The 24,387-nt window shown below is 72.0% G+C and carries 20 protein-coding genes and 1 tRNA gene; 11 read left to right on the top strand and 10 right to left on the bottom strand.

The genetic code is table 11. From position 1 onward, the window contains the following. Positions 1-51: 51 nt before the first annotated feature. Both ACIRO3_RS21165 and ACIRO3_RS21160 read right to left on the bottom strand, forming a co-directional pair. Positions 52-2,634: an SUKH-4 family immunity protein gene (locus ACIRO3_RS21165; protein ID WP_404138911.1), complete on the bottom strand. Its 2,583-nt coding sequence runs from the start codon at positions 2,632-2,634 to the stop codon at positions 52-54. A 7-nt stretch (positions 2,635-2,641) separates the two neighbouring features. After that, positions 2,642-3,637 carry an SMI1/KNR4 family protein gene (locus tag ACIRO3_RS21160; protein ID WP_267826079.1) on the bottom strand — a complete coding sequence of 332 codons (996 nt, stop codon included), beginning with the start codon at positions 3,635-3,637 and terminating at the stop codon, positions 2,642-2,644. Between the two features lie 241 nt (positions 3,638-3,878). Between ACIRO3_RS21160 and ACIRO3_RS21155 the strand changes: the two genes are divergently transcribed. Both ACIRO3_RS21155 and ACIRO3_RS21150 read left to right on the top strand, forming a co-directional pair. After that, on the top strand, positions 3,879-4,409 hold the full coding sequence (locus ACIRO3_RS21155; protein WP_404138908.1) for a YwqJ-related putative deaminase: 531 nt from the start codon (positions 3,879-3,881) through the stop codon (positions 4,407-4,409). A 5-nt stretch (positions 4,410-4,414) separates the two neighbouring features. Beyond that, a complete protein-coding gene (locus ACIRO3_RS21150; protein ID WP_361782853.1) occupies positions 4,415-4,933 on the top strand; it encodes an SUKH-3 domain-containing protein in 519 nt (172 codons plus the stop codon). A gap of 70 nt (positions 4,934-5,003) precedes the next feature. Here the strand turns inward: ACIRO3_RS21150 and ACIRO3_RS21145 are convergent, their stop codons facing one another. After that, positions 5,004-6,263: a histidine kinase gene (locus ACIRO3_RS21145; protein ID WP_366149146.1), complete on the bottom strand. Its 1,260-nt coding sequence runs from the start codon at positions 6,261-6,263 to the stop codon at positions 5,004-5,006. A gap of 205 nt (positions 6,264-6,468) precedes the next feature. On the opposite strand from ACIRO3_RS21145, the gene ACIRO3_RS21140 reads away from it, so the two are divergent. From ACIRO3_RS21140 to pth, 5 genes are all read left to right on the top strand, one after another. After that, positions 6,469-6,540: transfer RNA gene (locus ACIRO3_RS21140), tRNA-Gln, on the top strand. A 108-nt stretch (positions 6,541-6,648) separates the two neighbouring features. After that, complete coding sequence (gene glmU / locus ACIRO3_RS21135; protein WP_366000088.1) at positions 6,649-8,094, top strand: bifunctional UDP-N-acetylglucosamine diphosphorylase/glucosamine-1-phosphate N-acetyltransferase GlmU; 1,446 nt, start codon at positions 6,649-6,651, stop codon at positions 8,092-8,094. Positions 8,095-8,228: 134 nt separating this feature from the next. Then, positions 8,229-9,206, top strand: coding sequence for a ribose-phosphate diphosphokinase (locus ACIRO3_RS21130; RefSeq protein ID WP_053679484.1), 978 nt, complete (start codon positions 8,229-8,231; stop codon positions 9,204-9,206). A 192-nt stretch (positions 9,207-9,398) separates the two neighbouring features. Further along, a complete protein-coding gene (locus ACIRO3_RS21125; protein ID WP_404138904.1) occupies positions 9,399-9,980 on the top strand; it encodes a 50S ribosomal protein L25/general stress protein Ctc in 582 nt (193 codons plus the stop codon). Positions 9,981-10,071: 91 nt separating this feature from the next. After that, on the top strand, positions 10,072-10,662 hold the full coding sequence (pth, locus tag ACIRO3_RS21120) for an aminoacyl-tRNA hydrolase (protein ID WP_366000089.1): 591 nt from the start codon (positions 10,072-10,074) through the stop codon (positions 10,660-10,662). Positions 10,663-10,726: 64 nt separating this feature from the next. On the opposite strand, the gene ppc is transcribed toward pth, so the two are convergent. After that, entirely contained in the window at positions 10,727-13,498 is a 2,772-nt protein-coding gene (ppc, locus tag ACIRO3_RS21115) for a phosphoenolpyruvate carboxylase (RefSeq protein ID WP_404138901.1), read from the bottom strand. 345 nt (positions 13,499-13,843) lie between these two features. Between ppc and ACIRO3_RS21110 the strand changes: the two genes are divergently transcribed. The 3 genes from ACIRO3_RS21110 to ACIRO3_RS21100 all read left to right on the top strand — a co-directional run bounded on the left by ACIRO3_RS21110 (position 13,844) and on the right by ACIRO3_RS21100 (position 17,487). Further along, on the top strand, positions 13,844-14,824 hold the full coding sequence (locus ACIRO3_RS21110; RefSeq protein ID WP_361782839.1) for a fatty acid desaturase: 981 nt from the start codon (positions 13,844-13,846) through the stop codon (positions 14,822-14,824). Further along, entirely contained in the window at positions 14,821-15,495 is a 675-nt protein-coding gene (locus ACIRO3_RS21105; RefSeq protein WP_361782836.1) for a TetR/AcrR family transcriptional regulator, read from the top strand. The genes ACIRO3_RS21110 and ACIRO3_RS21105 overlap by 4 nt, the downstream gene beginning before the upstream one ends. Positions 15,496-15,735: 240 nt before the next feature. Continuing rightward, entirely contained in the window at positions 15,736-17,487 is a 1,752-nt protein-coding gene (locus tag ACIRO3_RS21100; protein WP_404139088.1) for an FG-GAP repeat domain-containing protein, read from the top strand. Positions 17,488-17,570: 83 nt separating this feature from the next. Here ACIRO3_RS21100 and ACIRO3_RS21095 read toward each other — a convergent pair whose 3' ends face one another. Both ACIRO3_RS21095 and ACIRO3_RS21090 read right to left on the bottom strand, forming a co-directional pair. Then, a complete protein-coding gene (locus ACIRO3_RS21095) occupies positions 17,571-17,960 on the bottom strand; it encodes a VOC family protein (RefSeq protein ID WP_361782833.1) in 390 nt (129 codons plus the stop codon). A gap of 2 nt (positions 17,961-17,962) precedes the next feature. Next, positions 17,963-18,820, bottom strand: a complete 858-nt coding sequence (locus tag ACIRO3_RS21090; RefSeq protein WP_361782830.1) for a trans-aconitate 2-methyltransferase — start codon at positions 18,818-18,820, stop codon at positions 17,963-17,965. Between the two features lie 174 nt (positions 18,821-18,994). Between ACIRO3_RS21090 and ACIRO3_RS21085 the strand changes: the two genes are divergently transcribed. After that, complete coding sequence (locus tag ACIRO3_RS21085) at positions 18,995-19,492, top strand: MarR family transcriptional regulator (protein WP_361782827.1); 498 nt, start codon at positions 18,995-18,997, stop codon at positions 19,490-19,492. On the opposite strand, the gene ACIRO3_RS21080 is transcribed toward ACIRO3_RS21085, so the two are convergent. The 4 genes from ACIRO3_RS21080 to ACIRO3_RS21065 form a co-directional block, all read right to left on the bottom strand. Continuing rightward, positions 19,451-20,224: a response regulator transcription factor gene (locus tag ACIRO3_RS21080; protein WP_361782825.1), complete on the bottom strand. Its 774-nt coding sequence runs from the start codon at positions 20,222-20,224 to the stop codon at positions 19,451-19,453. The genes ACIRO3_RS21085 and ACIRO3_RS21080 overlap by 42 nt on opposite strands. A 478-nt stretch (positions 20,225-20,702) precedes the next feature. Beyond that, the gene (galE, locus tag ACIRO3_RS21075) at positions 20,703-21,662 is read right to left on the bottom strand and encodes a UDP-glucose 4-epimerase GalE (RefSeq protein WP_404138894.1); all 960 of its coding nucleotides are present in this window, start codon (positions 21,660-21,662) and stop codon (positions 20,703-20,705) included. 148 nt (positions 21,663-21,810) lie between these two features. Continuing rightward, the gene (locus tag ACIRO3_RS21070; protein WP_404138892.1) at positions 21,811-22,512 is read right to left on the bottom strand and encodes a response regulator transcription factor; all 702 of its coding nucleotides are present in this window, start codon (positions 22,510-22,512) and stop codon (positions 21,811-21,813) included. Positions 22,513-22,641: 129 nt separating this feature from the next. Next, the gene (locus ACIRO3_RS21065; RefSeq protein ID WP_404138889.1) at positions 22,642-24,363 is read right to left on the bottom strand and encodes a PQQ-binding-like beta-propeller repeat protein; all 1,722 of its coding nucleotides are present in this window, start codon (positions 24,361-24,363) and stop codon (positions 22,642-22,644) included. Between the last annotated feature and the right edge of the window lie 24 nt (positions 24,364-24,387).

The following is a 24,387-nucleotide window of genomic DNA, read 5'->3' as shown; positions in this document are numbered from 1 at the left end:
CCGGAACCCCGTTCGAGGGTTCCGGCCCGGCCATTCACACCGACCATCGGGTCAGAGGAGTCCGTCCCACATCTGTTCCAACAGCACCGACCACCAGCTCTCCGGCGACGCCAGCGCCGCGCTGTCGAGGCCCGCCAGGTTCGTCTGGAAATCGACCGTCCAGCGGCCCGCCTGCTCCGGCGTCAGGTGCTGCCGCAACCGCCACATGTGCCCCAGCATCGCCAGCGACCGCGCGAACTGCGGCAGGCTGGAGTTGACGAACTGCGGCGGTACCGGCGCACCGCCCGGCCCGGCCTCCACCGGGACCGCCACGATGTGGGCCGTCCCGTACTGCACGCAGAGCGCCTTGCCGAAGTCGCTGCCGACGACGAGGTACGAACCCGCGTCCGACGCCGGCTGCACCTGGCGTTGCGCCGCCAACTCGGCCAGCGTCGGCACGGGTTGGCCGGGCACGGCCTGCGCCCAGAAGAACGGACCGAAGTCCACCGGCAGGCCCGACCACATCAGGGTCTGCGCCACGATCTCCGGCACGCCCTGCCGGGACACGGCCCGCTGGTCGAAGCGGAACACGCCCTGCGGGCCGAACGCCCCGGCCAACTCCTGCGCGATCGCGTCCAACGGGATCGCAGGCTGGAGCGGGACCTGCGGCAGCGGCGCCCGTACCGGCGCGGGGCGCGCCGGACCGTCCGCGACCTGGTGGAGTTCGCTCTGGTGGGTGATCAGGTGCCGCATGCCCTGCTGACGGCTCGCGTGATCCGTCCCGTACGGGGCCACGCTCGTGATCCGGACCTGCGGCCAGGTCTCGCGGATCATCCGCGCGCAGTAGCCGCCGGGCAGCTCGCAGGACCCCAACTCCGTGTGCAGTTCCAGCACCTGCTGCGGCGGCACGTTCATCGCGCGCAGTTCGTGCAGGATCTGCCACTCGGGGTGCGGGGTGCCGGGAGCCGAGCGGCGGATCAGCTGCTGCTCGGAGCCGTCGGGCGCGCGGTAGCGCAGCACGGCCTGGTAGCCGGGGCCGACGGTGGGCACGCCGGACGCGGCCGGCGCCGGCGGCACGGCGTGCGGCGCCGGCGCGGCCGGAGCGCCGGGAGGGCCGGGCGGCTGGGGTACGCCAGGGCCGGCGAGCATCGTCGCGGCGTGGTGCGGCGTCCCGCCCCCGGGCGTACCGGGAGCCCCGGGCGCGCCGGGCGGCCGGGGCGGCTGCACGACCGACGGCCCCGCCAACATCGTCGCGGCGTGATCGATCCCGCCACCGGAAGCACCGGCACCGCCGGAAGAACCGGAAGCACCGGGGGAACCGGAGGCACCGGCACCACCGGGCGCACCCGGAGCCCCGGGCGGACCGGGCGGCTGCGGCGCGCCGGGCGCACCCTGCCCCACACCCGGGCCCGCGAGCATCGTCGCGGCATGGTCGAGGCCACTCCCCGGAACACCCGGCACACCGGGGGCTCCGGGCGGACCGGGCGGACCGGGCGGCTGCGGCGCACCGGGCGCACCCGGCGGCCGGGGCGGCTGCACGACCGACGGCCCCGCGAGCATCGTCGCGGCGTGGTCGACCCCGCCACCGGGCACACCCGGCGGTCGCGGCGGTACGGGCGGCTGACCCGCGGCGGAGGCCCCGGGCGCGCCGGGCGGCCCGGGCGGGCTCACGGCCGCGCCCGACGCCGGCCGGGGGAGCTGGGCCTTGCTCGTCGGCGCGTCGGCGATGTCGCCCGCGTCCGGGCCGTTCCCCAGCGCGGGCACGACCGCGGTCCGCGGCAGTCGGCTGCCGCCGGCCATGAGCTGCGTCTGCGCATCCGGGGCGGCCGCGGACGGCGCGTCCTCCAGGTCCGAACCGGACAGTGGCGGCGCGAACACCGTCGCCGGCAGGGGTACGGAGCCCTCGTCCGCGCCGGAGTTCACATCGGTCCCGGCCCACGGCGTGGCCCCGACCGGGACCCCGTCGTTGGCGGTCGGCTCGTACGGGATCTCGCCGCCGCGCCGCAGCGGCACGGCGTCGCCCGGGGCATCGGCCGGGCCGGGCACCGGGGTAGCGGGAGCGGAAGGACCCCCGACCGGAGCCACGGGTTCCACCGGCCCGACGCCCGAACCGGAACCCGAACCGGAACCCGAACCGGAATCGAAAGCCGCACCCGAACCCGCCCCCGAACCCGCCCCCGAGCCCGCACCGGACAACGCCGCGGACGACGCAGACGACGCAGACGCCGAGGCCGAGGCCGAGGCCGACGCCGACGCCGAGTCCCGCGCACCTCCCGGGATCCCCGCCCGGTCCGCCGCCTCCTGCAGCCACTCGGGCGGACTCAGCATGAACGAGGTCTGCTCCGAGTCGATCCGCGGCGGCGGAACCGAAGCCTCCGACCCCGCCGGCGCGGCCGCGGCCCCGTACTCCTCCTCGTAGCGCCGGATCACCTCACCCACCGGCAGCCCCGGCCACAGCGTCACCTCACCGCTGTCCCGCGCGATGACCAGCCGCTGCCGGCCGCCACCGGACACCGGGCCGGCCGCCCGGTCCTCGGCCCACACCACGAAGCCCAGCCCGAACTCCCGCACCCGCACCTCACGGTGCTGGTACGCGGGCACGTCCCCGTTGATCCACTCCTCGGCGCGCTCCTGCGCCTGTGCGAAGGTCACCATCGCGCCGTCACCCCTCCACCGGCGCGGAACCCGCCACCGGAACCGAACGCGCGAATCCGCCGTCCACCATCAGACCGGCCACCGTCTCCAGCTCCGGCGGGTTCCCCGCCAAGCGTTCGAGAAAGGCGTCGAAATCGGCACCGCACGGCAGCAACAGCCGCTCCACGCGCTCCTGCACCGACCAGCCGTCCCGGTCGCGCGCGTCGTCGTACGGGGAGAACCACACGGAGCCGATCCCCTCGCCCTTCACCTTCACCGCGAGCAGACCGCCCTGCGCGAAGGCCACGCACAGGTAGTCCTTCGTCAGGTGGTCCCGCAGGCACTTGTTGACGTAGACGAGGTCGTTGACCGCCGCCTCCTCGCGGACCGTGAAGAACGGCTGGTCGACCAGGACCCCGAGGTCCACGTCCAGGCCCGCGCCCACCGGCGCGCAGCCGCCCGCGGCCTTCAGGAACGACCGGTACGCCTCCGGCAGGCGGTAGCCGAGGTCCTCCTCGACTCCCTGCACCTGCTGTTCGGACACCGACACCACCGTCTTCGGCAGCCCCAGGTGCGCCGGGCGCACTTCCTGCAGGGGGCGCGTGCCGCGCTTCTCGTGGTCCACGGGCGCCGTCGCCAGGCCCGCGTGGTGCCGCAGCAGCGCCTTCACCTCGACCGGGACCAGTTCCATGCGGCGCGATCCGGCCACGTGGTGCCAGGTCCAGCCGTGCGGGGTCGCCACCGGGCCGACGGTGTCCCACAGCTCGTGGCCCGCCTCCCGCATCGCCGCGTTGGCGGACACGTAGTCCGTCAGGCGCAGCTCGTCGACGCCGAAGCCCTCCGGCGGCTCTGCGATCTCCACCGCGGCGCGCGCGTAGGGCGAGAAATCGGGATGCCCGTCCCCGCTGATCCGTACTCCGTGGGGATGCCGAGCGGCCCGGACCGGGTCCGGGAAATGCACGACCTGCCCCGAGTAAGCGGCGTTGGGTGGCGCGGCCTGCTGCCCGAGCCGACCTGTCGTCATGGCGGTAGCCCCCTGCTGGATCTGGCTGGTTCACCACAGCCTATGTGCTCCGGCAAGGGGCTCACCCGCAGCCGAAGCAGCATGCCGGCAACGCCCCCTCACGTGGGGCGGGAAGAGCCGAATTGATACGAATATTCGACCCCGCTTCCCCACCACAGGGGACATTTGACAGGCTGTCCCCGCAGCACGGGGGCGTGCGCGACAGCGGCCCGCACCGCCGCCACGGGAGGGAACACGCAGCATGCAGAACACGGCAACACGCGCAGACCGGACGGAACCGACGGACGCCGGCCCCGCCGGCGACCCCCGCCTGCGCTGGAGCAGCACCGACGGCCCCACCGTCCCCGTGCTCCGCTTCCGGCGCGACGGCATCCTCCCCACCGTCGCCGCCGCCCTCTCCGTACGCGGTGAAACCCTCACCGGCACCGCCGGGAAGGCCGACCAGCCACCCGCGCTGCACCCGCTCGTCCAGGACTTCCTCGACACCCTCACCAGCGGACAGCGGGAACGGTTCACCGGCCGATGTCCGGAAGCGATGCTGCTCTCCCGTCACCTCGCCGGCGTCGAAGGGGCCCGCAGCAAACGCGCCTCCCGCAAACCGCTGACGGCCGGCGAGGCGCGCCGCTCCCTCAAACACGCCAGGATCACCGCCCGCCGCATCCGCGAGGACGGCGACCCGCTGCACGGCAGCTACGCGCCGCCGTGCCGCTCCTGCGACGCCCTCCTCGCCCACTTCGGCGTACGTTCCGTCGACCTCACCCACTCCGAGTAGCCGCCATGAGCACCTCGTCCCCCTCGTCCGCCTCCTACGACCGCTCCTCGGCCACCCGGTTCCCCGGGCCGGTGGACTCGGCGCTGCGCACCGCCGGTTGGGAGCCCGGCCGCTGGGACATCAAGCAGGCCGAGTACTGGGCCGACGCCCTGCGCGACCACACCACTCCCGCGGGGCACCGGCACACCGTCTTCCCGGCCGCCGTCGAGGCCTGGGCCGAGTTCGGCGGCCTGACCGTGGCCGGCCCCGGGCCCGGCCGTCAGATAGCTCCCGCCCGCGTCCGCCTGGATCCGCTCACCGGCCTCCACCTGGCCCGCACCTTCTCCGACCTCGGCCGCGCCCTGTCCACCGAGCTCAGCCCGCTCGGCGCCGAGGCCGACGGCGGCTCGCACCTCGCGATCGACCGCGAGGGCCGCGTGTACGGCATCGACCACACGGGCGACTGGTTCCTCGGCGCGAGCCTCGACGAAGCCCTGGCCCTGCTCCTCACCGGCCTCCAGCCGGCGCGTCTCACCACGGGCTGACCCCGGTCGGGGGCCGGGGGCCGCGCGCTCCCCCGGCCTCCGGGTGGCCGCGTGTGGGGAGGGCCGTCTGCTACCGCCGCTCCCGCGGCAGCACCGCCGACACCTTGAAGCCGCCGTCGTCCGTGGGTCCCGAGACGAACACCCCGCCCAGTCCGAGCACCCGCTCCCGCATCCCCACCAGCCCGTTGCCGCCGCTCGGCAACCCCGGTTCGGCGGACTTGCCGTCACAGGCGCCGTTCTCCACCTGCATGGCCAGCTCACCGTCCCGGTGCGCCAGCCGTACGACGACCTTCGCGCCCGGCGCGTGCTTGTGGCAGTTGGTCAACGCCTCCTGCACCACCCGGTACGCGGTCTGTTCGACCTCCGCCGGATAGCCGGGACACTCGCCCCGCACGTCCAGCTCGACGACCATCCCCGCCGTGCGGGACTGCCCGACCAACGCCTCCAGCTCGCCGATCGACGGCCCGTCCTCGAAGATCCCCACCAGCGCCACCGGCACCAGGGAGGCGCTGGCCGGCTTCGGTGACTCGGCCCGCAGCACGCCCAGCATCTCGCGCAGTTCCGTCAGCGCCTGCCGCCCCATGTCACCCACCAGAGCCGCGTTCCTCGCGGCCTTCACCGGGTCCTTCGCGGCGACCGCCTGCAGGGCCGCCGCGTGCACCACCATCAGCGACACCCGGTGGGCGACCACGTCGTGCATCTCCCGCGCGATCCGCGTCCGCTCCTCCGTACGGGCCCACTCGGCCCGCTCCTCCGCCCGGTCCGCCAGCAGCGACAGTTCCCGCTCCAGCGAGTCCGCGCGCTCGTGGAGGCTCTCCATCAGCCGGCGGCGCGCCCCGATGTACAGCCCGAGCAGCACCGGCGGCACGGTCAGCGCCACCGCCACGAACACGGACAGCACGATCACGAGCGTCCCGTCGGCCTCCACGTCGCCGCGCGTGCGCATGTACATCACGACGAACGTCCCGGCCAGCGACATCGACGCGAGCGTGGCGGTGATCCGCCGGGGCACGTCGGAGGAGGCCAGCGTGTACAGGCCCACCACCGCGAGGAGGAACCCCATCGCGGCGGGCGTCACGGCGATCGCGACGAGCACCACGGCGATGGGCCATCTGCGCCGCAGCACCAGCGTGGCCCCCACCACGATCCCCAACAGCACCCCGAGGACGACGGGCACGCCGGCCTCGCGGGCGAAGGGCACCCCTTCGACGGCGCACTCGGCGGCGGACACCACACCGAGTCCCACGTCCAGCGCGGCGCTCCGCCGTCTCTCCCACCACCAGGGGCCGTCGCGCCCCATCCCGTCCCGCTCTTCCCCCGTACTGGTCATGCCGTCCAGCCTACGCAGGGGCCCCGGTGGGCAAGCGAGCGAAATTCCCGCGGCCGGAGGCGGGTGACGACCCCTCTCGCGCGCCGCGCGACGCGCGTACAGCAAGGCGCCGTTCCATTCCGTCGCGATGAGGGGTGGTGGTGCGGCATAGTAGATCCCGTCGACGCGACCACCAGGGAGTAATGTCCGGTCCCGTCACGCTCAATCCCCTGTGGTGTAATTGGCAGCACTGAGGCTTTTGGTGCCTTATGTCCGGGTTCGAGTCCTGGCGGGGGAGCTTTCACACATGCGGGTCCTGACCTCCGGTCGGGACCCGGCTTCGTTTTCGCCCCCCGGCCCCCGGCTATCCTTCACGGGTCCACCCCCGAAGCCGAAGGGCACCCCCGTGAGCGCAACCCGCCCGGCAGCCGTCGTCGTACTCGCAGCGGGTGAAGGCACCCGCATGAAGTCGGCCACACCGAAGGTTCTGCACGAGATCAGCGGGCGTTCGCTCGTCGGTCACGTCGTCGCCGCCTCGCGCGAGCTCGACCCCGCGCACCTCGTGGTCGTCGTCGGCCACGCGCGCGAGCAGGTCACCGCGCACCTCGCCGACATCGACGCCGATGTCCGCACGGCCGTCCAGTACGAGCAGAACGGCACCGGCCACGCCGTCCGGATGGCCCTCGAAGAACTCGGCGGCGAACCGACCGGCACCGTGGTCGTCGTCTGCGGCGACACCCCGCTGCTGACCGGCGAGACCCTCGCCGAACTCACCGCCACGCACGAGGCCGACGGCAACGCCGTCACCGTGCTGACCGCCGAGGTGCCCGACTCGACCGGATACGGCCGCATCATCCGCGGCGCCGACGGCGCCGTCACGGCGATCGTCGAGCACAAGGACGCCACCGCCGCGCAGCGCGCGATCCGCGAGATCAACTCGGGTGTCTTCGCCTTCGACGGGGCCCTGCTGAGCGACGCGCTGGGCAAGGTCCGCACGGACAACAGCCAGGGCGAGGAGTACCTCACCGACGTGCTCGGCATCCTGCGCGAGGCCGGCCACCGCGTCGGCGCCGCGGTCGGCGCCGACCACCGTCAGATCCTCGGGATCAACAACCGGGTGCAACTCGCCCAGGCGCGCGCCCTGCTGAACGCCCGGCTGCTGGAGAACGCGATGCTGGCCGGCGTGACCGTGGTCGACCCGGCGAGCACCCTGGTGGACGTGACCGTCACCTTCGGGCAGGACGCGGTGATCCACCCGGGTACGCAGCTCCTGGGGAACACGCACGTCGCGGAGGGCGCCGAGGTCGGCCCCAACACCCGCCTGAAGGACACCCGCGTCGGCCCCCGGGCACGCGTCGACAACACGGTGGCGGACACGGCCGTGATCGGCGAGTCGGCGTCCGTCGGCCCGTTCGCGTACCTGCGTCCGGGGACGAACCTCGGCCTGAAGGCCAAGGCCGGCACCTACGTCGAGATGAAGAACGCGACCATCGGCGAGGGCACCAAGGTGCCGCACCTCTCCTACGTGGGCGACGCGACCATCGGCGAGTACACGAACATCGGCGCGGCCAGCGTGTTCGTGAACTACGACGGCGAGAACAAGCACCACACGACCATCGGTTCACACTGCAAGACGGGCTCGGACAACATGTTTGTGGCGCCCATCACCATCGGGGACGGCGCCTACACGGCGGCCGGTTCGGTGATCACGAAGGACGTCCCGGCCGGCGCGCTGGCCGTGGCCCGTGGCCAGCAGCGGAATATCGAGGGTTGGGTGGCCCGCAAGCGTCCGGGGAGCGCGTCGGCGACGGCGGCCCAGTCGGCGGCCCCGGAGGACTCCGACAGCCGTTGAGGTGAACTGACCGGAAACAGGTGCGCCCTGGACGGCGTACCGTGATAGGTGCACGCAATTCGGCTGGCTCACCGTGTGCGGGACGGACGCGCACGGGGGCGAGCAGCTTTCCACACGTCTGAGGAGACAGTGCTGTGACCGGGATCAAGACGACCGGCGAGAAGAAGCTGATGCTCTTCTCCGGCCGCGCCCACCCCGAGCTGGCCGAGGAGGTCGCACACCAGTTGGGTGTCGGCCTCGTGCCGACCAAGGCTTTCGACTTCGCGAACGGTGAGATCTACGTCCGCTTCCAGGAGTCGGCTCGTGGCGCGGACTGCTTCCTGATCCAGAGCCACACGGCTCCGATCAACAAGTGGATCATGGAGCAGCTGATCATGATCGACGCGCTGAAGCGCGCGTCCGCTCGCTCCATCACCGTGATCGTCCCGTCCTACGGGTACGCCCGCCAGGACAAGAAGCACAAGGGTCGCGAGCCGATCTCGGCGCGCCTGGTCGCGGACCTGCTGAAGACGGCGGGTGCCGACCGCATCCTGACCGTCGACCTGCACACCGACCAGATCCAGGGCTTCTTCGACGGCCCGGTCGACCACCTCTCCGCCCTCACCGTCCTCGCGGACTACGTCGGCGCCAAGGTGGACCGCACCAAGCTGACGATCGTCTCCCCGGACGCCGGTCGCGTGCGCGTGGCCGACCGCTGGTGCGACCGTCTGGACGCGCCGCTGGCCATCGTGCACAAGCGCCGCGACAAGGACGTCGCCAACCAGGTGACCGTCCACGAGGTCGTCGGTGAGGTCAAGGGCCGCGTCTGCGTCCTGGTCGACGACATGATCGACACGGGTGGCACCATCTGCGCCGCGGCCGACGCGCTGTTCGCGCACGGCGCGGAGGACGTCATCGTGACGGCCACGCACGGCATCCTGTCCGGCCCCGCGGCCGACCGTCTGAAGAACTCCAAGGTCAGCGAGTTCGTGTTCACGAACACCCTGCCCGACCCGTCGGACCTGGAGCTCGACAAGATCACGGTGCTGTCGATCGCCCCGATGATCGCGCGCGCGGTGCGCGAGGTCTTCGAGGACGGCTCGGTCACCAGCCTGTTCGAGGAGCAGCAGTAGGCGCTCCCGCCGCTGCGCGGTAGATCCTTTTGGGTACGGCCTCCCGGCCGGGTAGACTCCACGAGTTGCTCGGCGAGGGAGGCCGTACCTGTTCACACGGGTGTCGGCGCTCCGTTATCGACGCGCTCTTCGTAGCAGGCCGTTCCGGCCGGGTGACTGTCGTCCATTTCCGTCACCCCACGAGGAGTGAGCATGTCCGAGGTCAAGCTTTCCGCCCAGCTCCGTGACACCTTCGGCAAGGGCTCTGCCCGTCAGGCCCGTCGCGACGCCCTGACCCCCGCCGTCATCTACGGTCACGGCACCGCCCCGAAGCACGTCAACGTCGACGCCCACGCCCTTCAGCTGGCGCTGCGTACCCCGAACGTCCTGCTGTCCCTGGACCTCGGCGACGCCGGCACCGAGCTGGTCATCCCGAAGGCCGTGCAGAAGCACCCCCTGAAGCGCTCGATCTCCCACGTCGACTTCCTGATCGTCAAGAAGGGCGAGAAGGTCACCGTCGACGTCGCGATCGTCACCGAGGGCGAGCTGGCCGCCGGCGGCAACATGCTGGAGACCCTCCAGAACACCATCTCCGTCGAGGCCGAGGCCACCCACATCCCGACCGAGGTCACCGTCTCGATCGCGGGCCTCGAGGCCGGCGCCACCATCCACGCCAAGGACCTGGTCCTCCCGAAGGGCACCACCCTGGCCGTCGACGGCGACATCGCCGTCCTCCAGGTCGTCGCCCCGCAGGCCGAGGAGCCGGCCGCCGATGCCGAGGGCACCGAGGCCTGAGCCTCGCCCTCCCCTCTCGGCACTTGCTGAACGACCGCCGTCCGGCTCCACTGGAGCGGGACGGCGGTCGTCTTCGTTAAGGAGCTTTTTGATGTCGGACGACGCGGCGCCCTGGCTGATCGTCGGTCTCGGGAACCCCGGGGCGGAGTACGCGGGCAACCGTCACAACATCGGGTTCATGGTCGTGGACCTGTTGGCCGAGCGGATGCGCGGCAAGTTCAAGGCACACAAGGCGCGGGCGCAGGTGGTCGAGGGCCGGATCGGCCCGCCCGGCCCGGCGAACCGTCGGGTGGTGCTGGCCAAGCCGATGTCGTTCATGAACCTGTCGGGCGGGCCGGTGACGGCGCTGCGCGATTTCTACAAGGTTCCGTTGGACCGGATCGTCGCGGTCCACGACGAGTTGGACATCGACTACCCGACGCTGCGCCTGAAGCTGGGCGGCGGGGACAACGGCCACAACGGTCTGAAGTCGATGACGAAGTCGATGGGACCGGACTACCACCGGGTGCGCTGCGGCATCGGTCGGCCGCCGGGGCGGATGCAGGTGGCGGACTTCGTGCTGAAGGACTTCTCGTCGACGGAGCGCAAGGAGCTGGACTGGTTCGTCGACCGGTCGGCGGACGCGGTGGAGTGCCTGATCCAGGAGGGCCTGGAGCGCGCGCAGTCCACCTACAACTCCTGAGGGAGCCGTCGTACGAGGAAGCCCCCGCCGGATCGGCGGGGGCTTCCTTCGCGTACGGGGTGCGTCAGCCGGTGTTGCGCAGGCCGGCGGCGACTCCGTTGACGGTGAGCAGCAGGGCCCGGGCGAGGAGCGGGTCGGCTTCCTCGCCGCGCTCGGCCGCGGCCCGCTGGCGGGCCAGCAGTGAGACCTGGAGGTAGGAGATCGGGTCCAGGTAGGCGTCGCGGACGGCGAAGGTCTGCTGGAGTACCGGGTGGGAGTCCAGGAGCTTGTGGCCGCCGGTGATGCGCAGGACCTCGCGGACGGTCAGCTCGTGTTCGGCCTCGATGCGGGCGAACACGTGCTTCAGCTCGTCGGGGACGAGGGTGTCCACGTAGTGCCGGGCGATCCGCAGGTCGGTCTTGGCCAGGGTCATCTCGACGTTGGACAGGAAGTTGCGGAAGAAGTGCCACCGCTCTCCCATCTCACCGAGGACCATGTCCTGGCCGGCCTCGCGCAGGGCCTTGAGGCCCGATCCGACGCCGTACCAGCCGGGCACGATCTGGCGGGACTGCGTCCAGCCGAACACCCACGGGATCGCGCGCAGGCCGTCGAGGCCGGCTCCGGAGTCGGGGCGCCGGGAGGGCCGGGACCCGAGGTGGAGGTCGGCGAGCTGGTCGACCGGGGTGGCGGCGAAGAAGTACGCCGGCAGGTCGGGGTCCTCGACGAGCGCCCGGTAGGCGCCGTGGGCGGCGTCGGACACGACGTCCATGGCCGCGTCCCAGCGGGCGAGGTCGTCGTCGGACTGCCGGGGGGCGGTGTGCAGGGCGGAGGCCTGCAGGGTGGCCGCGACGGTCAGTTCGAGGTTCTCGCGGGCCAGGGACGGCACGAGGTACTTGTCGGAGATGACCTCGCCCTGCTCGGTGACCTTGATCTCGCCTTCGAGGGTGCCCCAGGGCTGGGCGAGGATCGCGTCGTGGGAGGGGCCGCCGCCGCGGCCGACGGTGCCGCCGCGACCGTGGAACAGGCGCAGGCGGACCCCGTAGCGGTGGGCGACGTCGCGCAGCCGGCGCTGGGCGCGGTGGATCTCCCACTGGCTGGTGGTGATGCCGCCGAACTTGCTGGAGTCGGAGTAGCCGAGCATGACCTCCTGGACGTCGCCGCGCAGGGAGACGAGGCGCCGGTAGGAGGGGTCGGCGAGCATCGCGTCGAGGATGACGTCGGCGGCCTTGAGCTCGTCGGTGGTCTCCAGGAGCGGCACGATGCCGATCTTGGCCCAGCCGCCGTGCAGATCGATGAGGCCCGCCTCGCGGGCGAGGACGGCGGCCGCGAAGACGTCGTCGGCGCCCTGGCACATCGAGATGATGTACGACTCGATGACCTCGGGGCCGAACTTCTCGAAGGCGTCCTTGATGGCGCCGAAGACGCCGAGGGTCTTCTGTCCGGCGGCGTCGAGCGGCGCCGGCGTGGGCGCGAGGGGGCGCCGGGAGCGGAGTTCCTTGGCGAGCAGCTTGCCGCGGTAGTCGCGGGGCATGTCGGCGTAGCGCCAGGACTCCTCGCCGAGCCGGTCGAAGAGCTGGCCGAGCGCGTGGTGGTGCGCGTCGGCGTGCTCGCGCACGTCCATGGTCGCGAGCTGGAGCCCGAAGGCGGCCAGGGTGCGGATGGTGCGGTCCATGCGGCCGTCGGCGAAGAGGGCGCCCCGGTGTTCGCGCAGGGAGGTCTGGATGAGGGTGAGGTCGCCGAGCAGCTCGGCGGTGCCGAGGTAGTCGCGTCCCTCCTCGTGGCCGGTGCCCTTGGCGAGGCGCTCGCGGGTGTTGACGAGCTTCTGCCGGATGCAGGTGGCCTTGAGGCGGTAGGGCTCCTCGGCGTTCAGCCGCTTGTAGCGGGGGCTGATCTCGGGGAGTCGTTCCAGGTCCGCCTGGAGGGAGTCGAGGAGTTCCTCGGTGGCCCCGGTGTAGCGGATGGAGTTGGACAGGAGCCCGCGCAGGAAGTCGACGAGTTCGAGGGCGTCGGTGATGCCGTGCTCGTGCTGGAGGATCAGCACGTCCCGGGTGACGTCGGGGGTGACGTTCGGGTTGCCGTCGCGGTCGCCGCCGATCCAGGTGCCGAAGGTGAGCGGGCGGGTGCCGGCCGGGATCTCCACGCCGACGCGCTGGAGTTCGGCGGCGAGGTCTTCGAGGACGTCGCCGACGGCGCCGGCGTGCAGCTCGTCGAGGTAGTAGATGGCGTTGCGGGCCTCGTCGGCGGGCTCGGGACGCACGACGCGCAGCTCGTCGGTCTGCCAGACGAGGTCGATGTTCTCGGCGAGGCGCAGGTCGTGGCGGCGGCGGTCGCCCGCGCCGGTGACGGGCTCCTCCAGGAGCGCGGCGATGCGGCGCAGCTTGTTGAGGACGCTGCGGCGGGCCGCCTCGGTGGGGTGCGCGGTGAAGACCGGGCGGACGTTGAGGTTCTTGACCGTCTCGCGCAGGTGCTCGGGGTCGGCGTCCTTGAGCATGTCGGCGGTGCGGGCCAGGAGCCCGCCCTCGGCGGCGCGGTGGGCGCGCAGTTCCTTGCCGCGGTGCACCTGCTCGGTGACGTTGGCGAGGTGGAAGTAGGTGGAGAAGGCGCGCACCAGCTTGGCGGCGGTCTCCAGGTCGGTGTCCCCGAGCAGCTCGGCGGCGGCTTCGCCGTCGGTGCGGGTGAGCGCGCGGACGCGTTCGACGAGGTCGAGGAGGTCTTGGCCCTCTTGGCGTACGAGGGTCTCCCCGAGGAGGTCTCCGAGGCGGCGGATGTCCGCGCGCAGCTCCGCGTTCGCGGTGTCGGCCCGGTGGGTGTCGGCCTGGGTGGACGGGGCCTGGGGGGCCTGGTCAGCACTGCTCACAGGTGCGGCTCCTTGCAGTGTTCGAGCGCTACTGGGCGGTGGGCTCCCGACCGTGCGCCGCGGCGCCTCCCCGGATCTGGGTCCGGGGGTGTCCCCGCTGGTGCGCAGCTCGGGCTGCCCGTGCGGACCGCGCTGTCCGACGTGACCAGGATAGGTGTCCCGTGCCGGTGCCCCGGCAGAGCCGTGCGTACCGGGCGGTAGCGGCTGTTTGTCCACTCGACCGGCGGGCCGTGGCCCTCTTGCCCCGCACGGGACCTTTGCCATACTTACGATGCCGTAACTTACGGGTCCGTAGGGTGCGCCGTAAGGGCACCCGCCGTCTCCCTCACCCCCCAGGGGATCACTGTGACCATCAGTCCCGATCTGATCGAGGACGCGTCCGCGCCCTCCGATTCATCCGAGCCGTCGGCGACGCTCGGCGGCGAGAACAAGCGGTCCGTCGAGCAGATCGCCCTGCTGCTGTTCATCACCGTCCCCTTCGTGGCCCTGCTGGCGGCGATTCCGCTTGCCTGGGGCTGGGGGGTGAGCTGGCTGGACCTCGGCCTGATGGTGTTCATGTACTTCCTGGCCTGCCACGGCATCACCATCGGGTTCCACCGCTACTTCACGCACGGGTCCTTCAAGGCGAAGCGGCCGCTGCGGATCGCGCTGGCGATCATGGGCTCGATGGCGGTGGAGGGTCCGCTGGTGCGCTGGGTGGCCGACCACCGCAAGCACCACAAGTTCTCCGACCACGAGGGCGACCCGCATTCGCCGTGGCGGTTCGGGGAGACGCTGCCGGCGCTGATGAAGGGCCTGTGGTGGGCGCACATCGGTTGGCTCTTCGACGAGGAGCAGACCGACCAGCAGAAGTACGCGCCCGACCTGATCAAGGATCCGGCGATCCGGCGGATCTCGCGCGACTTCATCTACTGGACGATGTTCTCGCTGGCGGTGCCGCCGCTGGTCGGCGGTCTGGTGACGATGTCCTGGTGGGGCGCGTTCACGGCGTTCTTCTGGGGCTCGCTGGTGCGGGTGGCGCTGCTGCACCACGTGACGTGGTCGATCAACTCGATCTGCCACGCGGTGGGCAAGCGTCCGTTCAAGTCGCGGGACCGCAGTGGCAACGTGTGGTGGCTGGCTGTGCTGTCGTGCGGCGAGTCCTGGCACAACCTGCACCACGCCGATCCGACCTCGGCGCGGCACGGCGTGTTGCGCGGGCAGGTGGACTCCAGCGCCCGGCTGATCCGCTGGTTCGAACAGCTGGGCTGGGCCTCTGACGTGCGGTGGCCGTCCGAGGCGCGCATCGACGCCCGGCGCAAGGAAAAGTCCTCGAACGCGGCATGATGGGGGACGTGGCGATCGACGGCAGCAGTTCCAGCAGCGACAAGCCCCGGCGTGGCCGCCGGGTCCGGATGACGGGCGCCGAGCGACGTCAGCAACTGCTGGACATCGGCCGCACCCTGTTCGCCGAGAAGGGCTTCGAGGGCACGTCGGTGGAGGAGATCGCGGCGAAGGCCGGGGTGTCCAAGCCGGTGGTGTACGAGCACTTCGGCGGCAAGGAGGGCCTGTACGCGGTCGTCGTGGACCGGGAGATGCGCCAGCTGCTGGACGGGGTGACGGGCGCGTTGACCGCCGGGCATCCGCGGGAGCTGCTGGAGCAGGCGGCGTTCGCGCTGCTGGACTACATCGAGAACTACACGGACGGTTTCCGGATCCTGGTCCGGGACTCGCCGGTGGCGCAGTCGACGGGCACCTTCGCGTCGTTGATCAGCGACATCGCCACGCAGGTGGAGGACATCCTCGGCTTGGAGTTCAAGGCCCGGGGCTTCGACCCGAAGCTGGCGCCGCTGTACGCGCAGGCCCTGGTGGGCATGGTGGCGCTGACCGGCCAGTGGTGGTTGGAGACCCGCCGCCCGAAGAAGGCGGAGGTCGCGGCCCACCTGGTGAACCTGGCCTGGCACGGGCTGGAGAACCTGGAGTCCAAGCCGCGGCTGGTGGGTCACCGCAAGAGCTGATCGAGCCCGCCGCGGAGCGGGTGGTGCCCGGGCCCGGAGGCCCGGGCACCGGGCGTTCTGAACGTGATCAAAACGGGGCCTCAAATGGCTACTGCCGTGCGCCTCCCGGCTGTACTGTTCGGTTACTTCCCGGGGGGGAATGAGACCTCACGTGCGATGCGACGCGCTCCAGCGCGCCTCCGCGCGGGTACATTCGACCCGGTTTCGCCTGCTTTTTTACAGGGAGACCTCTTGTCTTTCATGCGCATCTCGCGCTCCGGTCGCCTCGCGGCCTGCACCGCCACCGCCCTCGCCACGGGCATGCTGATGGCCGGCACGGCCTCGGCGACCGGGCTGCCGAAGCCCGTCACCCCGACCCCCAGGGTCACCGCCGACGAGCGCGTCGGCGGGCACCTGCCGGCGGGCAAGCCGAAGGCCGCCACGCAGCAGAAGCAGCGCCTCGCCGCCGGCGCGAACGCCGCCGCCGGTTCCGCCTGGAACCTGTTCGACGTGGACGGCGACGGCGCCGACGACATCCTGTACCGCGGGCTGAGCGGCACTTCCTACCTCAAGGCCTCCGGGTCCACCGAGGCGGACATCACGTACGACGTCTGGAAGACGGACACCGCCGAGGACTTCAAGGACGTCATCCCCGTCGGCGACCTCGACCACAACGGCCGGCCCGACCTGCTGCGCCTGACGGTCACCGGTCGCCTCTCCCTCTCCGAGGCGGGCACCTCCGGCACCGGCTACCCGGCGTGGACCGGTGGCGGCTGGAACATCTACAACAAGGTGTTCGGCGCCGGCGACCTGACGGGCGACGGCAACGCCGACCTGCTCGCGCGCACCAACGACGGCCAGCTGTACCTGTATCCGGGCACGGGCAAGGCCGGCTACGACGTCCCGTTCGGCAACCGGGTCCTGCTCGGCGCCGGTTGGGGCGCGTTCACCCAGCTCATCGGTGGCGCGGACTACAACGGCGACGGCAAGACCGACGTCGTGGCCACCACGGCGGCCGGCGTCATGTACTTCTACAAGGGCACCGGCTCCGCCGCGGCGCCCTTCGGCGACAGCGTGCAGACCGGGACCGGCTGGAACGGCTTCAACCAGCTCCTGCCGCTCAACGACAGCAACGGCCGCGGCGTGGTGCTGGCCCGTACCGTGAGCGGCCAGACCTACCTGTACGCCGCCGACGCGAGCGGGGTGCTCGGCAACCGCCACGATTGGGGCACGGGCTGGCAGTCCGTCGACCTGTTCGCCGGCCAGGGCGGCATCCCCGCGCACGGCAGGGCTTCCCTGTGGGGTCGCACCGCCGGTGGCACGCTGTTCGGCTACGGCACCTACGGCGACGGTACGTTCGCGCCGCGCGAGCAGCTCTCCGACGACGGCGGCTGGCCGGTGTCCGAGGTCGACGTCCTGCTGACCTCCTCGCTGACCACCACGTCCGCCGCGGACATGCTGTACCGCTACCAGGGCGACCTGTACGACGGCGACTACCTCCTCGGCGGCGGCTGGGGCATCTACAACGCCTTCGCGGGCGTGGGCGACCTCACCGGCGACGGCTACGGCGACCTCCTCGCCCGGGACAAGTCCAACGTCCTGTGGCTCTACCCCGGCAAGGGCGGCAACGGCCAGGGCTTCGGGAACCGCGTGAAGCTCGGCGCCGGCTGGGGCATCTACAACAAGCTGATCGGCGCGGGCGACGTGACCGGCGACGGTCGCGCGGACCTGCTGGCCCGCGGCACCGACGGCGCCCTGTGGGCCTACCCGGGCACCGGCACCGCCGCCGCCCCCTTCGGCGACCGCGTCAAGATCGGCGGCAGCGGCTGGAACGGCTTCGGCAAGCTCACCGCGGCCGGCGACATCAACGGCGACGGCCGCACCGATCTGGTGGGCGTGGACTCCGCCGGCGTCGCCTACGTCTACTCGGCGACCGGTGAGAAGGGCCTGAACACCTTCAAGGGCCGCACCACCCTCGGTGGCGGCTGGAACACGTACGCGGAACTCCTCTGACCTCCGCGCACACCCGTGCACGAACGGCGCCCCGCCACCGGTCTCCGGTGGCGGGGCGCCGTCGTGTCGGTCGGCGTGCCGGGTCAGCCCGCGGCTTCCAGGCAGGGTTCCGGATGGTGCGGCTCCAGGAATTCGAGCCGGTTGCCGACGGGGTCGGTCGAGAAGAAGCGGCGGTAGCCGGGCAGGTCGTCGTCCCAGACGACCTCGGCGCCGTGCTCGCGCAGGCGGCGCGCGTACACCTCGATGTCGGTGACCCGCAGTCCCGGGTGGGCCTTGCGGGCGGGCCGGAAGTCCTCCTCGACGCCCAGGTGCAGTTGGACGGCGCCGGCGGCGAACCAGCAGCCGCCCCGGCCGGCGAGGACGGGCGGTTTGGGCAGCTCGGACATGCCGAGGGCGTCGCGGTAGTACGTCCGGAGCAGGTCTTCGGCGCCGGGTGGTGCGGCGAGTTGGACGTGGTCGACGGCGGTGAGCACGGTCAGGCCTCCTTGCGGGCGACGGCGAAGATGCGGCGGAACGGGAAGACGGTGCCGCGCGGGCCGGGCGGATAGGCCTCGCGCAGCGCCTCGCGGTATTCGTCGAGGAACAGGTCCACGGCGGCCCGGTCGTCGCCGAGCCGGGTGAGCACCGGGCGCAGGGCGGTGCCCTTGACCCAGTCGAGCACCGGATCGGTCCCGGTCAGCAGCTGATGGTAGGTGGTCTCCCAGACGTCGACGGCGCAACCGAGTTCGATCAATCGGGCGAGGTATTCGGCGGGTTCCAGCAGGTGGATGTAGCGCGCGCCGTGGCCGGCGAGGCGCTCGCGCCAGCGCGGGGTGTCGCACAGTTCGGCGAGGATGCGGTGGCTGGGGGCCGTGAAGTTGCCGGGGACCTGGAAGGCGAGGGTGCCGCCGGGGCGCAGTCCGTTGATCCAGGGGGCGAAGGAGCCCGGGTGGCCGGGCACCCACTGGAGGGCGGCGTTGGAGACGATCAGGTCGTAGGTCTCCTCGGGGAGCCAGTGCGCGAGGTCGCCGTGGCGGAAGTCGAGCCGGCCGCCGCCGGCGGTGGGACCGGCGTACTCGTCGGTGGCGCGTCGGAGCATCTCCGGCGACAGGTCGAAGCCGGTGATCCGGGCTTCGGGCCAGCGCTCGGCGAGCAGTGCGGTGACGTTGCCGGGGCCGCAACCCAGGTCGGCGATCCGGGCCGGCCGGGCGGGGAGTTCGGGTATGCGGTTCAGCAGGTCCAGGAAGGGCCGGGCCCGGTGCCCGGCGTGGCGCAGGTACTGCTGGGGGTCCCAGGTCGGTGCGGAGGAGGAGGTGGGGGCGGGGATCCGGGCCGGCGCGGTATCGGAATGCATGGGGTGGGCCTCCTTGCTGGTGGGGCGATCCGAAGCGGAAGCGGTTCGGCCCCTCCCTTCCCATCGTCGCCCCATTTATATCTTGACGTCAAGAGACATGCTTGCAAGGTATCCAGGCTTGAGATTCTCGAACTGAAGAGACTTCACGTCGACAGACCCCTTACACTGATCGACATGGAGGACGAGGTCGATCGACTGGTCGCGGCATGGCGGCGAGAGCGCCCTGACCTCGACGTGGAACCGCTCGAGGTACTGAGTCGCGTGAGCAGGCTCGCGCGTCACCTCGACCGCGCCCGCAGGCTCGCCTTCTCCGAGCACGGCCTGGAGCCGTGGGAGTTCGACGTTCTGACCTCGCTGCGGCGCGCCGGCGCGCCCTACCAGCTCTCCCCCGGTCAACTGCTGACGCAGACCCTCGTCACCTCGGGCACCATGACCAACCGCATCGACCGGCTCGCCAAGAAGGGCCTCGTCGAGCGACTGCCCGACCCCAGCGACCGGCGCGGGGTCCTGGTCCGGCTCACGCCCGAGGGGCGCGACCGCGCCGACCAGTCGCTCGCCGGACTGCTGGCCCAGGAGCGGGCGATCCTCGCCCAGCTCTCCCAGGGCCAGCGCGGTGACCTCGCCGGGCTGCTACGCCGGCTGACCGCTCCGTTCGACAACATCCCCGGCTAGTTCGGCCGGTCGTACGCCGGCCCGCCGGGCCAGCGCCACCGCCGCCAGCGTGGAGTGCACCCCGAGCTTTCCCAGCACGTTCTGCATGTGGGTGCGGACCGTGTGCGGGGACAGGAACAGCCGCGCGGCCACGTCCTTGCGGCCCAGCCCCGCGACCATGCAGCGCAGCACCTCGTGCTCGCGCGGCGTGAGGGACTCCACCAGTCGTTCGCTGTCCGTGCGGTGCTTGCGCGCCGCCGTCAGCTCGCGGAGCACCCCGGTGAGCAGCGCCGGCGGCAGGTGCGTCTCCTCGCGGAGCACCCCCCGGATCACGGCCAGCAGCCGCGACAGCGAGCAGTCCTTCGCCACCCAGCCGCAGGCCCCGGCCTGGAGCGCCAGCGCGGCCCGTCGGGGGTCGTCGCGCTCGGCGAGGACCACCGTACGGACCCCAGGATGGGCCACCCGCACACCCGCGACCAGCGCGATCCCGTCCGCGCCGGGCCCGGGCGACGGCGGACCGGCGCCCGGTGCGCGCTGCGCGGGCACGGCTCCGGCGGCAGCGCCGAGGTCGGCGTCCACCAGCAGGACGTCGAAGCGGCGGCCCTCGGCCGCCGCGCGTTCGAGGCAGCGCGAGGCGGCCGGACCGCTGCCCGCCGCGGACACGTCCACGTCGGGCTCGGCCGCGAGCGCGGCTGCGAGAGATTCGGCGAAGATGCGGTGATCGTCGACCACGAGAACCCGGATACGAACCACAAAACCCCCAAGGGTCGGGGAACGGACGACGGCGGGTACGGCGCCCGGACCGGGTGATCCGCAGTCGCCGCGGCCGCCGCCGAGACACCTCTGCACTACCCAGACCGGACGTCGTACCCGACTTGTCTCGACCCCTGAATCAACACCGGCCCCCACCGGCGTCACGCTTCAGCGTAGAGCCGGCACGGTCTCGCGGTTGGCCGAATAGCAGAAGTTTTTCGAGCAACTTTCCCGCGTGGTCGTCCAGAACAGCTCCTGCCGTGGCTTGATCCCGACCATCGGGTCGGTTCGGAATCGGCTTTCCGTACCGGCTCGTGCCACGGGCAGTTGCACGGGGTGCATTTCACCCGGCTCGCGCACGCCGGGCGCCCGCGCGGAGCGCCCGTACACAGCGCCCGCCCACACGCGCGCACGCCCCCCGCGCCGGGGAGGCGCGAGGGGCGTGGACCACAGGGACGGGCGGACGGGTGCCGGCCGGTCAGGAACGCGGCCGGCGGGCGAAGTTCCAGGCGTCCGTGACGATGTTGGTCAGGTCCGAACGGGTCGGGGTCCAGCCCAGCCGCTCGCGCGCCGTGCGCGCCGAGGCCACCAGGACCGCCGGGTCCCCCGGGCGGCGCGGCGCGACGACGGCGGGGATCTCGCGACCGGTGACCCGGCGGACGGTGTCGACGACCTCGCGGACGGAGAAGCCGCTGCCGTTGCCGAGGTTGCAGATCAGGTGCTCGCCCGCGGTCGCGACGCGCAGGGCCGCGAGGTGGGCGTCGGCCAGGTCCGCGACGTGGATGTAGTCGCGTACGCAGGTGCCGTCGGGCGTCGGGTAGTCCTCGCCGTACACCGCGATCGACTCGCGTTCGCCGAGGGCGACCTGGAGGACCAGCGGGATCAGGTGGGTCTCGGGGTCGTGGCGCTCCCCGAACTCCCGGTAGGCGCCCGCCACGTTGAAGTACCGCAGCGAGACCGCGGCCAGGCCGTGCGCGACGCACTCCCCCGCGATCATGTGGTCCACGGCCAGCTTCGAGGCGCCGTACGGGTTGCTCGGAGCCGTCACCGAGGCCTCGGTCAGCGGCCCGTCGACCGGCTCGCCGTAGGTGGCGGCGGTGGAGGAGAAGATCAGCCTGCGCACGCCCGCGTCGCGCATCGCGGTGAGCAGGGCGAGGGTACCGCCCACGTTGTTGTCCCAGTACTTGCCGGGATCGGCGACGGACTCCCCGACCTGTGAGGAGGCCGCGAAGTGCAGGACGCCGTCGAAGGACGGGTCCAGGTGATCGGCGGCGTCCTGGATCCGCCCGTTGATCAGGGTGGCGCCCGCCGGGACGCCCTCCCCGAAGCCGGTGGACAGGTTGTCGAGGATCGTGACCTCGTGACCCGCCTCCAGCAGGTGGGCGGCGACGACGCTGCCCACGTATCCGGCTCCGCCCGTGACCAGGTACTTGCTCACTCGCTACCGCCTCTCGCCGGGGACGCACACGGGAACGCGTGCTGGTCCCGGCTTACCCGATCCACGCGCTCCGGGGAAATCGTCGACCCGACGCTGAACCGGGTTCGGATGCTCAACCGGGTTCGGATGCTCAACCGGGTTCGGATGCTCAACCGGGTTCGGACGGCTGCGGGACGGTCCGTGCCGGGGGGACCGCCCGGTCCAGCAGACCGGTACGGGCGGCCAGCGCGGCCGCCTCCAACCGGGAACCCACGCCCAGCTTCATCAGCACCCGCTGCACGTGCGTCCGGGCGGTGCTCGGTGCGATGGCCATGCCCGCCGCGATGAGCCGGGTGTCCTCGCCCTCCGCGACCCGGACCAGTACCTCGATCTCGCGCGGGGTGAGCAGCCGCAGCAACCGGCTTCCCTCGTCGTCGGGTTGGGCGGCGGGATTGAGCAACTCCCCGAACGCGCCCTGGAGCAGCTGCGGGGAGATCGCGACCTCCCCCGCCCGCGCCTTGGCGAGGGCCCGCTCCACGCCCTCGATGCGCTCGTCGTGGCGTACGTACCCGCAGGCGCCGGCGGCGAAGGCGGCGGCGATCCCGCGCGGGCTCGGCACCGGTCCGAGGACCACGACGGCGATCTGCGGGCGCTCCCGCCTGATGCGGACGACGGGCTCGAAGACTCCGGGCTCGGCGGGGGTGGCGGTGCCGAAGAGACAGACCTCCGGGGACCGGTTGATGACCAGTTCGGCCGCGCCGACGGCCGGCGCGGCCGCGGCGAGCACCCGGTGGCCGCGCAGTTTCAGGGCCGAGGCGAGCGCCTCGGCCAGCAGCCGGTGCTCGTCGACCACCATGACCCGTACGCCCATGAGGGCACCCTCCCCCGCTCCTTCTGCCCCGGCAAGCTACACGCTTGTTCGACGGGGCGTCCTCGTTACCGCGCAGAAGCCCCCGGAAGGACGGCCTTCCGGGGGCTTCGGGGTGGTGCCGCGGCGGGGTCAGCTCGCGCTGAAGGACACGAACAGGTAGTCCGGGTCGCCGCCGCTGCTGCTCGGCTTGCTCACCGACCGGCGCGAGATGAACAGCTTCCCGTTGTGGTAGCGGTACTCGGAGAACTCCGGAGAGAAGTCACCGGTCTCGGCGCGCCGGCTCTCCTTGTCCGCCGGGTTCTCCATGAGGAGGGTTTCCTTCATCGTCTTGCCGTCGATGCTGACGATCTGACCGCCCTTGTCGTACGGGGGCTCCTTGTAGGCGATGATGTTCGACCCGTCCATGCGCAGCGGGTACAGGAGGTACTTCTCGCCGGCGTCGGCGCGGTCGCTGGTCTGCTTGCCGGTCTCCAGGTCGAAGGAGAGCAGCTCGTTGGTGCGGCCGTAGGACGACTGGCCCTGGTGCTCGTACGAGGGCAGGTAGAGCTTGCCGTTGCCGACGAGCATGCTGACGCACTTCTCGACCTCGGTGCTGCCGCACTTGCCGGCGAAGTTGCCGGAGCTGAGCGCGATGCGGGCCTTCAGCTCGCCCTTGGGGTCGATGACGAAGAGGTCGCTGACGCCGGTGGCGTTCTTGGCGGTCTTGCCGACGTCGGCGCCGATGATCAGGGGCTTCGTGGACACGATGGAGGCCCACTCGATGCCGTCGGAGAGCTTGTAGGAGGAGGTGGGTGCGCCGGTGGCCGGGTCGAGGGTCTGGGCGATCAGATTCTGGGCGCCGCTGCGGCCGCACCTGCGGATGACGGCGAGGGCCTCGCCGCCCGCGTAGCCGTAGTCGTAGCAGCCTTCGGCGTCGACCTTGGGGGTCCACAGCGACTTGCCGTCGGCGAGGTTCCAGGCCGCGCCGCCGTTGGTTCCGCCGGCGGCGACGGTCTGGCCGCTGAGGGTGACCTCGCTGAAGGAGGCCGGCTTGTCACCGGTGGTGGCGCCCTTGGTGCTGGCGGACCACAGGAGCTTGCCCGCGTTCAGGTCGATGACGCCGACCTGGGTGCACGGCGGGTACTTGCTCTCCGCCGTCGGCTGGGTGGGCCGGAAGAGGATGGCCGACTTGTTGTCGCTGACGTGGTGGGTGGCGCCGCAGATCTCGCCGGGAACGGGCACCTCCCACTTCTTGCCGCCGTCGACGAGGTTGTAGCCGACGACCTTGCCGACGTCGGACTTGGCGTAGACGGTGTCGGTGAGCCAGGAACCGGGGACCTGGACCATGTCCGTCGGCTTGGGGCTCGGCAGGTTCAGCAGCGACTTGGACTTGGGGTTGCCCGGCGCCTTCTCCTTGCCGCCGGCGCCGACCGCCGCCTTGTCGTCGCCCGGGCCCGCGGTCGGGTCGCCCTTCGCGGTGGGCGTGTCGCCGCCGGAGTCGCCGGAGACGTACCAGAAGCCGCCGCCGATGATGAGGACGATGGCGAGCAGGGCCGCGCCGACGATCATCAGCTGGTTGCGCTTGTCACGGTTGCCGCCGGAGCCGCCGGACGGCGCCGGGGCCGCGTACATGGGGGCGGTGGGGTGGCCGTAGGCGGGCGGCGGGGCGCCGGCGCCGGGCTGCGGGTAGCCGTACGAGGGCGCGGAGGGCGGCTGCTGCGGGTAGCCGTACGAGGGCGGGGTGGACGGCTGCTGCGCAACCGTCGGCGGTGCGGACGGCAGCGGCGGGGTGGAGAACCCGCCGGGCGGGGGGTTCTGCGGGGCGCCGAAGCCGCCGGACGGCGGCTGACTGGGGGGCGGCGGGGTGCTCATGGGGTGCCATTGCCTCTCGGTGGG

It is taken from the genome of Streptomyces sp. NPDC102278 (assembly GCF_044766345.1).
Taxonomy (GTDB): domain Bacteria; phylum Actinomycetota; class Actinomycetes; order Streptomycetales; family Streptomycetaceae; genus Streptomyces.
This window is presented reverse-complemented; position numbering and strand designations above follow the sequence as displayed.

What these genes read in the sequence shown, in the direction of transcription:
- ACIRO3_RS21165 (WP_404138911.1), bottom strand. Translation starts at nt 2,634, where the DNA reads ATGGTGACCTTCGCACAGGCGCAGGAGCGCGCCGAGGAGTGGATCAAC.
- ACIRO3_RS21160 (WP_267826079.1), bottom strand. Translation starts at nt 3,637, where the DNA reads ATGACGACAGGTCGGCTCGGGCAGCAGGCCGCGCCACCCAACGCCGCT.
- ACIRO3_RS21155 (WP_404138908.1), top strand. Translation starts at nt 3,879, where the DNA reads ATGCAGAACACGGCAACACGCGCAGACCGGACGGAACCGACGGACGCC.
- ACIRO3_RS21150 (WP_361782853.1), top strand. Translation starts at nt 4,415, where the DNA reads ATGAGCACCTCGTCCCCCTCGTCCGCCTCCTACGACCGCTCCTCGGCC.
- ACIRO3_RS21145 (WP_366149146.1), bottom strand. Translation starts at nt 6,263, where the DNA reads ATGACCAGTACGGGGGAAGAGCGGGACGGGATGGGGCGCGACGGCCCC.
- ACIRO3_RS21125 (WP_404138904.1), top strand. Translation starts at nt 9,399, where the DNA reads ATGTCCGAGGTCAAGCTTTCCGCCCAGCTCCGTGACACCTTCGGCAAG.
- pth (WP_366000089.1), top strand. Translation starts at nt 10,072, where the DNA reads ATGTCGGACGACGCGGCGCCCTGGCTGATCGTCGGTCTCGGGAACCCC.
- ACIRO3_RS21105 (WP_361782836.1), top strand. Translation starts at nt 14,821, where the DNA reads ATGATGGGGGACGTGGCGATCGACGGCAGCAGTTCCAGCAGCGACAAG.
- ACIRO3_RS21100 (WP_404139088.1), top strand. Translation starts at nt 15,736, where the DNA reads ATGCGCATCTCGCGCTCCGGTCGCCTCGCGGCCTGCACCGCCACCGCC.
- ACIRO3_RS21090 (WP_361782830.1), bottom strand. Translation starts at nt 18,820, where the DNA reads ATGCATTCCGATACCGCGCCGGCCCGGATCCCCGCCCCCACCTCCTCC.
- ACIRO3_RS21085 (WP_361782827.1), top strand. Translation starts at nt 18,995, where the DNA reads ATGGAGGACGAGGTCGATCGACTGGTCGCGGCATGGCGGCGAGAGCGC.
- ACIRO3_RS21070 (WP_404138892.1), bottom strand. Translation starts at nt 22,512, where the DNA reads ATGGGCGTACGGGTCATGGTGGTCGACGAGCACCGGCTGCTGGCCGAG.
- ACIRO3_RS21065 (WP_404138889.1), bottom strand. Translation starts at nt 24,363, where the DNA reads ATGAGCACCCCGCCGCCCCCCAGTCAGCCGCCGTCCGGCGGCTTCGGC.